General features: G+C 69.1%; 10 protein-coding genes. 4 read left to right on the forward strand and 6 right to left on the reverse strand.

The genetic code is table 11. From position 1 onward, the window contains the following. Window positions 1-44 precede the first annotated feature (44 nt). Window positions 45-1541: an ABC transporter substrate-binding protein gene (locus ACFHNC_RS06370; protein WP_437168383.1), complete on the reverse strand. Its 1497-nt coding sequence runs from the start codon at window positions 1539-1541 to the stop codon at window positions 45-47. A 92-nt stretch (window positions 1542-1633) separates the two neighbouring features. On the opposite strand from ACFHNC_RS06370, the gene ACFHNC_RS06375 reads away from it, so the two are divergent. Next, window positions 1634-2875, forward strand: coding sequence for an aminotransferase class III-fold pyridoxal phosphate-dependent enzyme (locus ACFHNC_RS06375; RefSeq protein ID WP_437168384.1), 1242 nt, complete (start codon window positions 1634-1636; stop codon window positions 2873-2875). Here ACFHNC_RS06375 and ACFHNC_RS06380 read toward each other — a convergent pair. Further along, window positions 2867-4300: an amidase gene (locus ACFHNC_RS06380; RefSeq protein ID WP_437168385.1), complete on the reverse strand. Its 1434-nt coding sequence runs from the start codon at window positions 4298-4300 to the stop codon at window positions 2867-2869. The genes ACFHNC_RS06375 and ACFHNC_RS06380 overlap by 9 nt on opposite strands. Window positions 4301-4404: 104 nt before the next feature. On the opposite strand from ACFHNC_RS06380, the gene ACFHNC_RS06385 reads away from it, so the two are divergent. Both ACFHNC_RS06385 and ACFHNC_RS06390 read left to right on the forward strand, forming a co-directional pair. Continuing rightward, window positions 4405-5979 (forward strand): ABC transporter substrate-binding protein, encoded by a 1575-nt coding sequence (locus ACFHNC_RS06385; RefSeq protein WP_437168386.1) that lies wholly within the window; start codon window positions 4405-4407, stop codon window positions 5977-5979. A gap of 74 nt (window positions 5980-6053) precedes the next feature. Then, the gene (locus ACFHNC_RS06390; RefSeq protein WP_437168387.1) at window positions 6054-7610 is read left to right on the forward strand and encodes an ABC transporter substrate-binding protein; all 1557 of its coding nucleotides are present in this window, start codon (window positions 6054-6056) and stop codon (window positions 7608-7610) included. A gap of 4 nt (window positions 7611-7614) precedes the next feature. Here the strand turns inward: ACFHNC_RS06390 and ACFHNC_RS06395 are convergent, their stop codons facing one another. The 4 genes from ACFHNC_RS06395 to ACFHNC_RS06410 are packed head-to-tail and all read right to left on the reverse strand — an operon-like array spanning window position 7615 to window position 11301. Beyond that, window positions 7615-8565, reverse strand: a complete 951-nt coding sequence (locus ACFHNC_RS06395) for an ABC transporter ATP-binding protein (RefSeq protein ID WP_437168388.1) — start codon at window positions 8563-8565, stop codon at window positions 7615-7617. Next, on the reverse strand, window positions 8562-9521 hold the full coding sequence (locus tag ACFHNC_RS06400; RefSeq protein WP_437168389.1) for an ABC transporter ATP-binding protein: 960 nt from the start codon (window positions 9519-9521) through the stop codon (window positions 8562-8564). The genes ACFHNC_RS06395 and ACFHNC_RS06400 overlap by 4 nt, the downstream gene beginning before the upstream one ends. After that, a complete protein-coding gene (locus ACFHNC_RS06405) occupies window positions 9518-10387 on the reverse strand; it encodes an ABC transporter permease (protein WP_437168390.1) in 870 nt (289 codons plus the stop codon). Before ACFHNC_RS06405 ends, ACFHNC_RS06400 begins: the two co-directional genes overlap by 4 nt. Next, on the reverse strand, window positions 10384-11301 hold the full coding sequence (locus ACFHNC_RS06410; RefSeq protein WP_437168391.1) for an ABC transporter permease: 918 nt from the start codon (window positions 11299-11301) through the stop codon (window positions 10384-10386). The genes ACFHNC_RS06405 and ACFHNC_RS06410 overlap by 4 nt, the downstream gene beginning before the upstream one ends. A gap of 358 nt (window positions 11302-11659) precedes the next feature. Between ACFHNC_RS06410 and ACFHNC_RS06415 the strand changes: the two genes are divergently transcribed. Then, the gene (locus tag ACFHNC_RS06415) at window positions 11660-14251 is read left to right on the forward strand and encodes a PAS domain-containing protein (RefSeq protein WP_437168392.1); all 2592 of its coding nucleotides are present in this window, start codon (window positions 11660-11662) and stop codon (window positions 14249-14251) included. Window positions 14252-14282 lie beyond the last annotated feature (31 nt).

Below are 14282 nucleotides of genomic sequence, written 5' to 3' on the forward strand. Positions count from 1 at the left end.
TGCCGCAACCCCCCGCAAGGGCGGGGGAGGGCTCTCGCGACGTCTCAGTTCGCGCGCAGGCCTTGGATGCGGATCAGCCCGTCCGGGATCAGCCGCAGCCCGCTCACCGCCGCGGTCGTGCCGAAGAAGCTGGCCGGATGCCACAGGTAGATGTAGGGGCGGTCGCGCAGCAGCACCTCCATCGCCTTGCCATAGGCGGCCAGCCGTGCGGCAGGCTCCACGCTGGTGCGGCCCGCCCGCAGCGCCGCATCGGCCTGTTCGCTGCAATAGCGGCCGCCATTCAGGCTCTGCCCGCAGGCGTTGAAGCCCCAGAGGTTGCCGTCCACATCGGTGCGGCCGGACCAGGCGATGATCAGCACCTCGAAATCTCCGGCGGTCCAGGCGCGCAGCAGGGTGGCCACCTCGATCACCTGGATCTCCAGCGCGATGCCGGCCTCCGCCGCCATGGCCTGGATCACCTCTGCCGCCTGGACGTACTCCGTGGTGTTGGGAACGGAGAACCTGATCCGGACGCGCTCCTGCCCCGCCTCCCGCAGCAGCGCCCGCGCGCGGGCCAGGTCGCGGCCCGGCACCGGAAGTGCGGCGATGTGGTGCGGGTGGCCGGGGGGCGTCGATTGGTTGCCCGGGCGATACAGCCCCTCGAAGGCCACCTGGTTCAGCGCGTTACGGTCGATGGCCAGCTCCAGCGCCTCCCGCACCCGCGCATCCTGGCCGAGCGGGTTCTGCGCTCGGTCACCATGCGCGACGTTGATGGCGAGGTAGACGGACGCCAGCGACGGCCCCTCCAGCAGCTTCACGCGGGCATCGCGCCGCAACGTGGCGACGTCGGAGGGGTTGACCCGCTCGATCACGTCGAGCGTGCCGGCACGGAGGTTCGCGGCGCGCACGGTGGTATCCGGGATCGGCCGGTACACCACCCGGTCGAAATGCAGGGCGCCGGCGTTCCAGTAGCCAGGGAAGCGCTCCAGCTCGATGCGGTCCTGCGGCACCCGGCGGGTCAGGCGGTAGGGGCCGGCGCAGGCCGGCTCCTTCTGGAAATCGGCGCCCAGCACCGTTGCCTGGCGCGGCGAGACCAGCATGCCGGCGCGATCCGAAAGCGCCGCCAGCAACGGCGCGAAAGGCTCCGACAGGCGGATGCGGATCTGCATCGGCCCCGCTTCCTCCACCGCCGTCACCGGGCCCAGTTCTCCGCGGCGGGTGGAGCCCTGGGCGTTGATGTGGCGGTTCAGCCCGGCCACCGCGGCCGCGGCGTCCAGCGCCACGCCGTCATGGAAGGTGACGCCGGGGCGCAGCGTCAGAAGCAGGGCGCGGCCGCCTTCCTGCCATTCCCAGGCGGTTGCGAGCTGCGGCACCAGCGCGCCCTGCTCATCCACCTCGATCAGCTTGTCGCACATCGCCATGAAGACCTGCCGCGCCGCCACGCTGCGCGACAGGGTCGGATCCAGCACATCGGGGTCGGAGGCGATGCCGATGCGCAGGGTTTGCGCTCCGGCGGGCCAGGCCAGGGTGAGGCCGAGAAGGGCGGCGAGGAGTGGTCGCATGCGATCGTCTCCGTTTCTGCACCCGCATCCTTGAATCGTTTTCGTCCGGTGTCACCATATGATATATCGATGCCGAGCCCATGGAGCGCCGGATGCCCGATATCTACCCCGCCAATCTCAGCCGCGACGCGGCGCTGCGTGAGCGTGCCGGGCGCGTGATCCCCGGCGGGCTTTGGGGTCACCTCAACGCCGCCCGCCTGCCCGAAGGCTACCCGCAATACTACAGCCGCGCCGAGGGCTGCCGGCTGTGGGATGCGGATGGGCGGGAGGTGGTGGATTTCATGTCCTCCTGGGGCCCGATCGTGCTCGGGCACCATGACCCGGTGGTGGAGGAAGCCGCACGGCGCCAGGCGCAGCTTGGGGATTGCATGAACGGCCCGGCGCCGGTGCTGGTGGAACTGGCGGAGCGCCTGGTCGCCACCATCCCGCATGCCGAATGGTGCCTGCTGGCGAAGAACGGCACGGATGCGACCACCGCCTGCGTCACCATTGCCCGGGCAGCGACGCGCAAGCGCAAGGTGCTGGTGGCGCGCGGGTCCTATCACGGCGCGGTGCCCTGGTGCTCGCCCTCGACCGCCGGCGTCACGGCGGAGGATCGCGCGCATCTGGTCTTCTACGACTACAACGATGTGGAATCCGTGCAGGCGGCGGCGGAGGCGGCGAAAGGCGACCTCGCCGGTATCCTCGTCACCGCCTTCCGGCATGACATGTCCCGCACGCTGGAACTGCCCGACCCCGCCTTCGCCCGCGCGCTGCGCGCCATCTGCGACGAGACCGGGGCGGCGCTGATCCTGGATGATGTGCGCGCCGGCTTCCGGCTGCATCTCGGCGGGTCGTGGGAATGTGTGGGGGTGCGGCCGGACCTCGCCGCCTATAGCAAGGCAATCGCCAATGGCCACCCGCTGGCCGCCGTGACCGGCGCCGAATGGCTGCGCCGCGCGGCGACGGAAGTGTTCACCACTGGGTCCTTCTGGTGCGGCGCGGTACCGATGGCGGCGGCGCTGGCGACGCTGGAGGAATTGCAGCGCATCGACGGCCCCGCCCGCATGCGCGAAATGGGGCAGCGTCTGCGGGACGGCTTCGCGGCCGGCGCGGAGCGGCATGGGCTGCGCATCATCCAGTCCGGCCCGCCACAGATGCCGCTGCTGCAATTCGAGGGCGATGCGGATTTCCGGCTCGGCGACGCCTTCTGCTCGGCGGCGCTGGCGGCGGGCGCCTATTTCCACCCGCGCCACAACATGTTCGTCAACTGCGCCCATGACGCGGCGGCGGTGGATCGGGGGCTGGAGGCGGCAGAGGCAGGCTTCGCCGCCGTGGCGCGTCTTTCAGGCTGAAGGCGGGCGGTGCTGCGCCCAGGGGCGGTCCTGCTCCAGGATCGCGCCGAGGCGCAGCAGGCTCATATCCGCGCCCCAGGGGCCGACCAACTGCACCGCAGTCGGCAGCCCATCCTTCGCGAAGCCGGAGGGGATGGTCAGCGCAGGGTGGCCGGTCAGGTTGAAGGGGTACATGTAGCTGGACCAGCCCTGGCGGGTGATGCCGCACAACTCGCCCTCGATCTCGATCTGGCCATCGGCGGCGTCGAAATCCGCGGGCAGGGCGGTGCGCGTCAGCGTCGGCGTGACCAGCACATCGTAGCGGCCGAACAGGCCCTGGATGGTGCGGAACAGCTGCGTGCGGGCGAATTGCGCCTCGCGGAACTGGGTCAGGGAGAAGCCCGAGCCACGCTCCATGAAGGCCAGCAGCACCGGATCCATCTGGTTGTGCCACTGCGCCAGATGCGGCGTGCAGCTTACGAAGAAGCCGGCCTGGTACATGATGCGGCCGGGGAACTCCATCCAGTCGATCGGGTCCGTCACCTCCTCCACGAAGGCGCCGCGGGCGGACAGGGCATCGAGGCTGGCCAGTGTGTTCTCCGCCATCTCTGCCTGCACCTTCGCGTTGCAGGCGCGCGCGATGTAGCCGACGCGCAGCCCGTGCAGATCGCCGCCGATCAGCCCCGGCGGCACCGGCGCCAGGCCCGGGCCGCGCAGGCTCTGCGCGTCGCGCTCGCTGGGTCCGGCAATGACGGAGAACATCACCGCCGCATCGCTGACGGTGCGCGTCATTGGCCCCGCATAGACGTTATTCGCAAAAGTGTCGGCCGAGGCTTCCCACGGCACCGTGCCGAGCGTCGCCTTCAGCCCGACCAGGCCGCAGCAGGCGGCCGGGATGCGGACGGAGCCTGCACCGTCCGTGCCGAGCCCGAGCGGCCCCAGCCCTGCCGCGACCGCCGCCGCCGCACCGCCGGAGGACCCGCCGGTGGTGCGGGAAAGATCCCACGGATTGCGCGTCGTGCCGAAGCTCGGCCCGTCCGTCAGCCCCTTATGGCCGAACTCCGGCATGGTGGTCTTGCCGACCAGAATGCCGCCCGCCGCCTTCAGCCGCGCCGCCGTCGCGTCGTCACGCGTCGGCACGTTGTTGGCGAAGATGGCGGAGCCGTGCGTCGTCAGCACATCGGCGGTATCGACCTGGTCCTTGATGTGCATCGGCACGCCGTGCAGCGCGCCAAGGGGCGCGCCATCCATCACCGCCTGTTCCGCCCGGCGCGCGGCTTCCATCGCCTGGTCGTGCAGCACCGTGACGAAGCAGTTCAGGCGCGGCTGCTCCCGGTCGATCGCGGCCAGCACCGCCTGCGTCAGGTCCACCGGCGACAGACGCCGCCGGCGGATCAGCGCGGCCGCCCTGGTTGCCGGCATGAACAGCAGATCGGTGTCGTCCATCGTCCGTTTCCTTCTTGCGCAGACCGCTTCCTGGGGGTCATGCTGGCATAGGATATATCGAACGGCGAGGGGCCAACCCCGCCAGGGCAGGAGGAAATCGAGGCATGTCGCAAATCCAGATCGGGCGCCGAGGCCTGATGGCAGGCGGCACCGCCCTTGCCGCCTCCGGCCTGATCCGCCCACCCGAGGCACGCGCTGCCAGCCAGCTCAACCTGGTGCTGGAATCGGAGGTCGTGATCCTCGACCCCTATATGACCACGGCGGCGATCACGCGGACCTTCGGCTTCCACATCTTCGACACGCTCTATGCGATGGATGGCCAGGGCCGCATCCAGCCGCAGATGGTGGAAAGCCACACCACTTCCGCCGACCGCCTCACCTGGAACTTCACCCTGCGGCCGGGGATGAAGTTCCATGACGGATCGCCCGTCACCTCCACCGATGTCGTACTGTCGCTGCAACGCTGGATGCCGAAGGATGCGCTGGGGCGCATGCTGCGGGACGCGCATGCAAGCCTGACGACGAAGGGCACGCTCGGCTTCGAACTGGTACTGAAGCGGCCCTTCCCGCTGGTGCTGGATGTGCTCGGCAAGCCGAACGCGCCGGTGCCCTTCATCCTGCCGGAACGCCTGGCGCGCACCTCGGGCGACACGCGCATCACGGAGATTATCGGCTCCGGCCCCTTTCGCTTCCGCCCGGACCAGTGGCGGCCCGGCAACTACATGGTGCTGGAGAAATTCGCGGATTACGTGCCGCGCCGCGAGGCGCCGGATTTCCTTTCCGGCGGCAAGGTAGTGAAGGTGGACAGCCTGTCGCTGCGCGTCATGCCGGACCAGGCGACGGGGGCCACGGCGCTACTGGCGAATGAGATCGACTACCAGCAATACGTGCCCTTCGATTGGATTCCGCGCCTTGAACGCTCCCGCGACGTGAAGCTGCTGTCGCTTGGTGGGCTGCATCAGTTCCAGGGCAATTTCCGCCTGAACCACGCGGCCCCGCCCTTCGACGACCCCGCCGTGCGCCGCGTGTTGTGGAAGCTGGTGGACCAGAACACCGTGCTGCAGGCGATCGGCGTGCCGGAGCGGTTCCGCGCGCCGCAATGCACGTCCTTCTGGATGTGCGATGCGCCCTACAGCACCGATGCCGGGGCGGAGGGTGCGAAATACTCCATCTCGGAGGCGAGGGCGGAGCTGGCGAAAACCTCCTATGCCGGTCAGCCGGTGCAGTTCCTGCAGGTGGCGGGCTCCATTTCCCAGACCGCGGCGCAGGTGCTTGTGCAGAACATGAAGCAGGCCGGCTTCACGGTGGATGAGCAGCAGATGGATTGGGGCACCGTGCTCGCCCGCCGTGCGCGGCGGGATGGGTGGAGCATGTTCGCCGTGTATTCCAACGGCGTCGACATGATCACGCCGCTGACCCATTTCTACATCGCCAGCACCTGTGCCGACTTCCCCGGCTGGTCCTGCGACGAACGCATTCCCCGCCTGACGCAGGATTTCGCCAATGCGGAAACCCCGGCGGAGCGCCAGCGACTGACGGCGGAAATCCAGCGCCTGTCCTATGAGCTGACACCCTCCGTCATGTGGGGCCAGTTCACCATTCCGGCGGCCTATCGCACCTCGCTCAGCGGGTTGATGGAATCGTCCTTCCCGATCTTCTGGAACGTGGAGAAGACCTGACGCCACTCTCTCCGCTTGCCATGGGGGGCGGGTGGTTCCTACGCTCCGCTGTGTTCAAACGGGAGAGCAATGATATGACCATCGGACGCAGGACGCTCGGCAAAGGCCTTGCCGCGGCAGGCGGGCTTGCCATTCCGGGGCTGCCCATTTTAGGGCTGAGCGGGCGGGAGGCGCAGGCGCAGCGGGCGCAGGATACGCTGCGCCTGGTGTTCCGCGACGCGGTGCCGAATATCGACCCCTATTTCAACAGCCAGCGCACCGGGCTGATCCTTGGCCACCAGGCGTGGGACGGGCTGGTGCACCGTGACCCCGAGACCTTCCGCGTCGTTCCGGCCATGGCGACGGAATGGCGCTGGGTGAACCCCTTGCTGCTGGAATTCACCCTGCGCCAGGGCGTGAAGTTCCATGATGGCAGCCCCTTCACCGCGGCGGATGCGGTCTACACGCTCAACACCGTCTCCAACCCCGACACCCGCGTCGCGACGCCCAGCAACTACGCCTGGATCGAGCGTGCGGAGGCGGATGGTGACTTCAAGCTGCGCCTGCACCTCAAGCGGCCGACACCGGCGGCGCTGGACTACCTGGCGCTCGTCACGCCGATCTGGCCGAAGGCGTATCGGGAACGGGTTGGCGTGGAAGGCTACAGCCGCGCGCCGATGGGTGCCGGCCCCTACAAGATCACGAAGTTCGATGTCGCGACGGGCGTCGAATACGAACGCTTCGACGACTATTACGAGAGCGGCCCCAAGGGCAAGCCGGCGATCCGCCGCATGACCGTGCGCTTCGTGACGGATGCGGCGACGGAGCTGACGGAGCTGCTGGCACAGCGCGTCGACTGGATCTGGAACATGAACCCGGACCAGGTGCCGAACGTCAACCGCATTCCCTTCCTGCAGACGCTGCGGCAGGAATCCATGCGGATTGGCTATCTCAGCCTGGATGCCGCTGGACGCAGCGGCGACAACCCGATGAAGAACCTGAAGGTGCGCCAGGCGGTGTGGCACGCGATCGACCGCAAGACGATCGCGGAACGCCTGGTTACCGGCGGGTCCCGCGTGCCGGTGGCGCCCTGCTATCCCAGCCAGTTCGGCTGCAATGCCGATGCCGCGGTGCAGTATGACTACAACCCGGACAAGGCGAAGCAGCTTCTGGCCGAGGCCGGCTACCCGAACGGCTTCGACATCGAGCTGACCAGCTACGTCCAGCCGCGCCAGTGGTCCGAGGCGGTGCAGAGCTACCTGCAGGCCGTCGGCATCCGCGCCCGCCTGAACCTGTTGCAGGTGGCAGCCCAGATCCAGCGCGCCTGGCGTGGCGAACTGGCGATGTCGATGGGAAGCTGGGGCAGCTATTCCATTAACGACGTCTCCGCCATCCTGCCCAACTTCTTCGGCGGCACCAACGACGACTATGCCCGCGACGAGGAGTTGCAGCGCCTGCTGGTGGAAGGTGGTTCGAGCGCCGATGAAGCGGTTCGCAACGCCGCCTATTCCGCCGCCATCAAGCGGATCACGGAGCAGGCGTATTGGGTGCCGCTGCACACCTACGTCAACACCTACGCCTTCACCCGCCAGCTCGACTTCAAGGCCTTCCCGGACGAGCTGCCGCGCTTCTACCTGGCGAAGTGGAAGTGATGCGTCACCCTTCGAGGTGACACTCCACGAGGCCTGCCGCGAAAGCGGTGGGCCTCGGCGCCTGCGTCGCGCAGGGCGCGAAGACCTTCGGGCAGCGCGGATGAAAGCGGCAGCCCGGCGGCACATTCGCCGGGTCCGGCATGATGTCGCCGAGGCCCACATCCGGCACGCCCAGCCCGGGCTCCGGCGTCAGCACGCTGGCCAGAAGCGCCTGGGTGTAGGGGTGGCGCGGGTTGGTGAAAAGCGCCTCGGATTCCTGGCGCTCCACGATGCGGCCGAGATACATCACGGCCACCTCGCTCGCGACATGTTCGACCACGGCCAGGTTGTGGCTGATGAACAGGTAGGTCAGGCCGAGGTCGCGGCGCAGTTCATCCAGCAGGTTCAGGATCTGCGCCTGCACGGAGACATCCAGCGCGCTGGTCGGCTCGTCGCAGATGACGATGCGCGGCCGCAGCACCAGCGCGCGCGCGATCGCCACGCGCTGCCGCTGGCCGCCCGAGAGCTGGGAGGGAAAGCGCCCGCCCTGTTCCGCCGATAGGCCGACGCGTTCCAGCGCCTCGCCCACCCGCCGCGCCACATTCGCGCGGTCGATATTGCCCTGTGCCACCAGCGGCATCGCCACGATGTCTTGCACCCGGCGGCGCGGGTTCAGTGAGGAGAAGGGGTCCTGGAACACCGGCTGGATCAGCCGCGCGCGGGCCTTGCGGTCCATATCCGCCAAGCGCTGGCCATCCACCAGCACGTCACCGGAGGTAGGCGGCAGCAGGCCGAGGATCATGCGGGCCAGCGTCGATTTGCCGCAGCCGCTTTCCCCCACCACGCCGAGCACGCTGCCCGGCGGCACGGCGAAGGATACGCCATCCACCGCGCGCACCTGGCGCGGCGGCGCGAACAATCCCTGACGCACGTTGAAGATGCGGCGCAGGTCGCGGACTTCGATGGCCGGCGTCATGCCGCGAGGTCCAGCGTGCACAGCACCTCATGCCCCGGCCCCGCCTGCTTGCGCGGAATCGTGCCTGTGCAGGCGGCGTGGGCGTGGTCGCAGCGGTCGCGGAAGGCGCAGCCGGTGAAGCCGGGCGGAATACGTGGCACAACGCCGGGAATGCTGCCCAGCGGGTCGCCGCGCTTCACCTTGCCCGGCACCGGCACGCAGGCCAGCAGCCCGCGCGTATAGGGATGGCGCGGACTGCCGAACAGCTCCGCCGTCGGAGCCGATTCCACCACCTCTCCCGCATACATAACGGAAACGCGGTCCGCGATGCGCGCCACTACGCCGAGGTCATGCGTGATCAGCAGGATGCCGAGGCCGAGGTCGCGCTGCAGCGTGGCCAGCAGCCGCAGGATCTGCGCCTGCACCGTCACATCCAGCGCCGTGGTGGGTTCGTCCGCGATCAGCAGTTCCGGGTCGCACATCAGCGCCATCGCGATCATCACGCGCTGCCGCAGCCCGCCTGAAAGCTGGTGCGGAAACTGCCCGAGCCGCAGCCCCGGCGCGGTGATGCCGACGCGGCCAAGCAGTTCCGCCGCGCGGTCCACCGCCTGCGCGCGCGTTGCGCCACGGTGCCGGCGCAACACCTCCGTCATCTGGCTGCCCACCGTATAGGCGGGGTTCAGGCTGGTCATTGGCTCCTGGAAGATCATCGCCATGCGGTCGCCGCGCAGGCGGGACATCTCGCGTTCGTTGAAGCCGCCGATCTCCTGGCCGGCGAAGCGCAGGGCCGATGCCTCTCGCTTCCCGCCGCGGGCCAGCAGGCCCATGATGGCGAGCGATGTGACGGATTTGCCGCAGCCGCTTTCGCCGACCAGGCAATGCGTCTCCCCCTTCGCCACCGCCATGGAGGCACCGCGCACCGCCGCCGTGCCGCCGAAGGTCACGCGCAGATCCTGCACCTCGAGCAGCGCTGTCACCGCGTGAGGTCCGTGCCGAGCATGTCGCGCAGCGCATCGCCCAGCAGGTTCACGCCGAAGACCAGCACGAACAGGGCGATACCGGGCACCAGGATCACCCAGGGGGTGAAGAACATGTATTCCTTCGCCTCCGAAATCATCAGGCCCCAGGAGGGCAGGGGCGCCGGCACGCCGAGGCCGAGGAAGGACAGCGCCGCCTCCAGCAGGATGGCCAGCGCCATTTCCAAGGTCGCCACCACCGCCAGATGCGTCGCGATGTTGGGCAGGATCTCCCGCAGCAGAACGCTGGCGTGGGACGAACCGGCGCACCACGCCGCACTCACATAATCCAGCGTCCGCAACTGCATGGTGGTGGATCGCGCGACCACCGCGAATCGGTCCCACAGCAGCAGGCCAAGTACCAGGATCACCAGCGTGAAGCTGGTCCCCAGCAGCCCCGCCACGGCGAGTGCCACCAGCACCACCGGGATCGAAAGCCGTGCCGTGATCAGGAACATCACGACATCATCGACCCGCCCGCCATAGAAGCCACCCAGCACGCCGAGCGTGGTGCCGATGAGGCCGGAGGTGATGACGGTGGCGACCCCGATGATCAGCGAAATCCGCGCGCCATAGATCAGCCGCGACAGATAATCCCGCCCCAGCTGGTCCGTGCCGAGCCAATTGGCCGGCGTGCCGCCCTCCATCCAGGCTGGCGGCACCAGCCGGCGGCCGAGGTCGATGGCATAGGGATCATAGGGTGCGATCAGCGGGGCAAGGATCGCCATCACCAGGGCGAAGCCGACGATCAGCGCGCCGGTCACGAAGGTGGCGTTCCGCAGCAGGCGCCGCGTGGTGCCGGTGCCCGGCATGATGGCCCCGCTCATGACGTGCGCAGCCGCGGGTCGAGCACCGCGTTCAGCAGATCCGCCAGCAGGGTCAGCGCGATGTAGATCAGCGCCAGCACCAGGATCACCGCCTGCACCACGGGGAAGTCGTTCTTGCTGATGCTCTCCCACGCCAGGTAGCCGACGCCATGCATGGCGAACACGGTCTCGATCACTATGGACCCGCCGAGCATGAAGCCCAGTTGTACCGCGGCGATGGACACCACCGGGATCGCCGCATTTCGAAACCCGTGCTTCACCAGGATGGAAATTCGGGACAACCCCTTGGCGCGCGCGGTGCGGATGTAGTCGGACGACAGCGCCTCGATCATCCCACTGCGCGTCAGCCGCATCAGCGATGGGATGGCAGAGAAGGACAGCACGATGCCGGGCATGACGTAGTACTCCCACGCCCCCGTGCCCGAGATCGGCAGCCAGCCCAGGTTCAGCCCCAGCACCACCATCAGGATCAGCCCGAGCCAGAAGGACGGCATCGCCTGGCCGATCAGCGCCACCAGCATCACGCCGCGATCGACATAGCTGCCTTCCCGAACCGCGGCGATGATGCCGAGCGGCAGCGCCACCACCAGCGCCAGCGCCAGCCCAACCAGGCCCAGCGTCAGGGTGATCGGCAGGCGATGCGCGATGAGGTTGGCGACGCGGTCCTTGAAGAAGAAGCTCTCACCGAAATCGCCCTGCACGGCGCGCAGCAGCCAGTCGAAATACTGCTGCGTCAGTGGCCGGTTCAGCCCATAGGCCTGGCGGATCAGCTCCACATCCTGCTGCGTCGCATTCGGCCCGGCGATGGAGATGGCAAGGTCGCCCGAAAGCCGCGTGAGCAGGAAGCTCAGCGTCAGCACCGTCAGGGCCACAAGGATCGCGACGGTCAACCGGCGCAGGAGAAAACGGACCATTGAACGGAGCGTAGTCACGCGTTGCGTGAGGTGGCAAGCGCGCTGTTACCGCGCCGGGGCCATCGCAGGGCGGTGTGGGATCGGGGCGCGGCAGCGAATCCGCCCGTATCTCAGGCTTCGTGACGCCGCACGCCGCGCCGTATCCGCTAGGCTGCACCGGCCCAGGAAACGTGCTGCGCCGCATCCGGCGTGGTGGCAGGACAATGGAGACCGACGAGCAAAAATGCCTGGTCACGCGCCTCTGCCATGCCCGAGCGGGGATCCCGCCGGAGACAGCCAACGGTCCCTTGCCACCGATGATGTGGGGTCTGCCGCGACAGCCGCCGGAACTGGCCGCCGCCGGTCTGCCGCGCCGCGCATGCTGGCCCATCTCGTGCGCGACAGCGCGGCGCCGGCGGCTCTGCTGTGGGGCCCCGACCTCCTCGCCCTGCACAATGCGGCGTTCCTCCCGCTTCTGCCGGGGGGCGCCCCGGCGCAGGGCAGCCATTGCGCGGCGCTGTGGCCGGATGGCGGTGGCATCGCGGCGCTGGTGCAGGCCGCGCTCGCCGGGCAGCCACTGCCGCCGCAGACCCTGGCCTTCCCGCAGGCAGGTGGCCCGGCCTTTTTCAGCCTGTCCGCCATGCCGGCACGCGACGAAGCGGGCCTAATCGGCGGCGTGCTGCTGACAGGCTTCGAGACCACCTGCGTAGTGCAGGCCGAACGCCGCAGCGCCTTCCTGCTCGACCTCGACGCCGCCCTGCGGGACCTGGATTCGCCGGAGGCTGTGGTGCGGACCGCGGCCGCGCAACTCGGTCGCCACCTCGGCGCCGCGCGCTGCGCCTTCGGCGAGGTGGATGCCGCGACCGCGACCTTCCAGATCCTGGCGGATTGGACCGATGGCAGCATGCCGGGTGCAACGGGGTCCCATCCCTTGCAGGATTGCGGCGCTGACCAGATGGCGGCGCTGCGGGCCGGGGCCAGTATCGGCCTTGGCGAGGCAAGCGGCAGTCTGGCCGTGCCGCTGCTGAGGCAGGACAGGCTTGTGGCGCTGCTGCAGCTGCACCACGCCGCCCCTCGCGAGTGGACCACGGCCGAGGAAGCTCTGGTGCGGGAGGCGGCGGGGCGCATCTGGTCTGCCCTGCAACGCCGCCAAGCCGAGGCGCGCCTGCGGCTGAGCGAACAGCGGCTGCGACGCGTGCAGCAGATCGGCCGCGTCGGCGGCTTCGAGATCGACCTGCGGACCGGCCAGAACCAGCGATCCGCTGAATACATGGACCTGCAGGGCCTGCATCCGCGGTCGGCGGAGGAGTTGCACAAGGATTGGGTTGCCCGCCTGCATCCGGAGGACCGGCTACGTGCGGAACGCCGCTACCTCGATGCTGTCTCGGATCACTCGGGTGCCACGGACTATGCCCAGGAATACCGCATCCTCACCCCCGGCAGCGGGGTGCGCTGGATCGCGGCGCGGGCCGAGATCGAACGCGGCCCGGCCGGCCAGGCCCTGCGGATGCTGGGCGCGCATGTCGATGTGACGGAATTGAAACGGGCCGAGGCGGCATTGGCCGAATCGATGCAGCAGGCGCGGGAGGTGCTGGAGAGCCTGGGTGACATGCTCTACGCACTCGACAGCGCAGCCCGCATCCGCTTCGCCAGCCGCCGGGCGCTGGAGATGTGGGGCCTGCGGGCGGAGGAGGTGCTCGGCCAGCCCTTCCTGGGCCTGCTACCCGCCGTGCGCGGCAGCCTGACCTGGCAGGTGATCTCCACCGTGCTCGCCAGCCAGGTGGAGACCCATTTCTGCGCCCGGTCGCCACTCGCGGGACGCTGGTTCGAGGTGAATGTCCACCCGGCCGAAGGCGGCGGTGTCACCGTTGCAGCGCGGGACCTGGAGGGGCGTCGCCACGCCGAGATCCAGCGGCGCCGAGCGGAAACGGCGCTGCGCCGCAGCGAGCAAAGGCTTCGCCTGGCGCAGGATGCCGGCGGGGTCGGCACCTGGGAATGGAATGTGGTGAGCGGCCAGGTGCACTGGTCCGCAAGCTGCCACCGCCTGTTCGGCACGGATCTGGCGAAGGGCGCCGACCTCGATCGCTGGCGCGCGGCGATCCACCCGGCGGACCGCCCGCGCGTCGATGCGGTGCTGCGCCAGGTCCTGGCCAGTACGGGCATGCCCTTGTCCATCGAGTTCCGCTTCCACCGTGCGGGTGCGACGGCGGTGCGCTGGATGTCTGCGCGGGGCGAGCTGGTGCGCGACCCCTCCACCGGCCGCGCATTGCAGATGCGGGGCGTTGCGCTGGATGTGACGGAGCGGCGGGAGACGGAGGAACGCCAGACCCTGCTGATGCGGGAGCTGGACCACCGGGCGAAGAACGCGCTGGCCGTGGTACAGGCCGCGGTACGGATGACGCCAAAGGACGACCCGGAGGCCTTTGCCACCGCCGTGCTGGGCCGCGTGGCCGCGCTAGCGCGGGCGCATACCCTGCTGGCGGAAGGTCGCTGGGATGGCGTGGCGCTGCATGATCTGGTGGCCGGGGAGATGGCCCCCTTCCTGACGCCGGAGGGCGACAGTCGCGTTGCCGCCTCGGGGCCGCCCGTGATGATCGCGCCGACCGCGGCGCAGGCCCTGGCCATGGCGCTGCATGAGCTGGCGACGAATGCGACCAAGCATGGCGCGCTGTCCGTCGCCGAGGGCCGCATCGAACTGTCCTGGAGCCTGGATACCCGCAGCGAGTCGGGCCGGGAGGATGGACCCCGGCAGCTTGCGTTGCGCTGGCTGGAACGCGGCGGCCCGCCGGTCACGGCACGGCCGCACCGGCTCGGCTTCGGATCCCGGGTGCTGGAGGCAACCATCGCCGGCCAGCTGGGCGGACGGATCGTGCTGCACTGGCGACGCGGGGGGCTGGATTGCGAAATGCGGGTACCGCTGTCCCGCGCCCTGCTGCCTGACCTCGATCAGCGGTTCCGGCTCCGGGGCTGATTCCCGGCGGAGATCTCGAAATTTCATACCA

Origin of the sequence: Falsiroseomonas sp. E2-1-a4 (assembly GCF_051433165.1) — a bacterium.
Lineage (GTDB): Bacteria > Pseudomonadota > Alphaproteobacteria > Acetobacterales > Acetobacteraceae > Falsiroseomonas.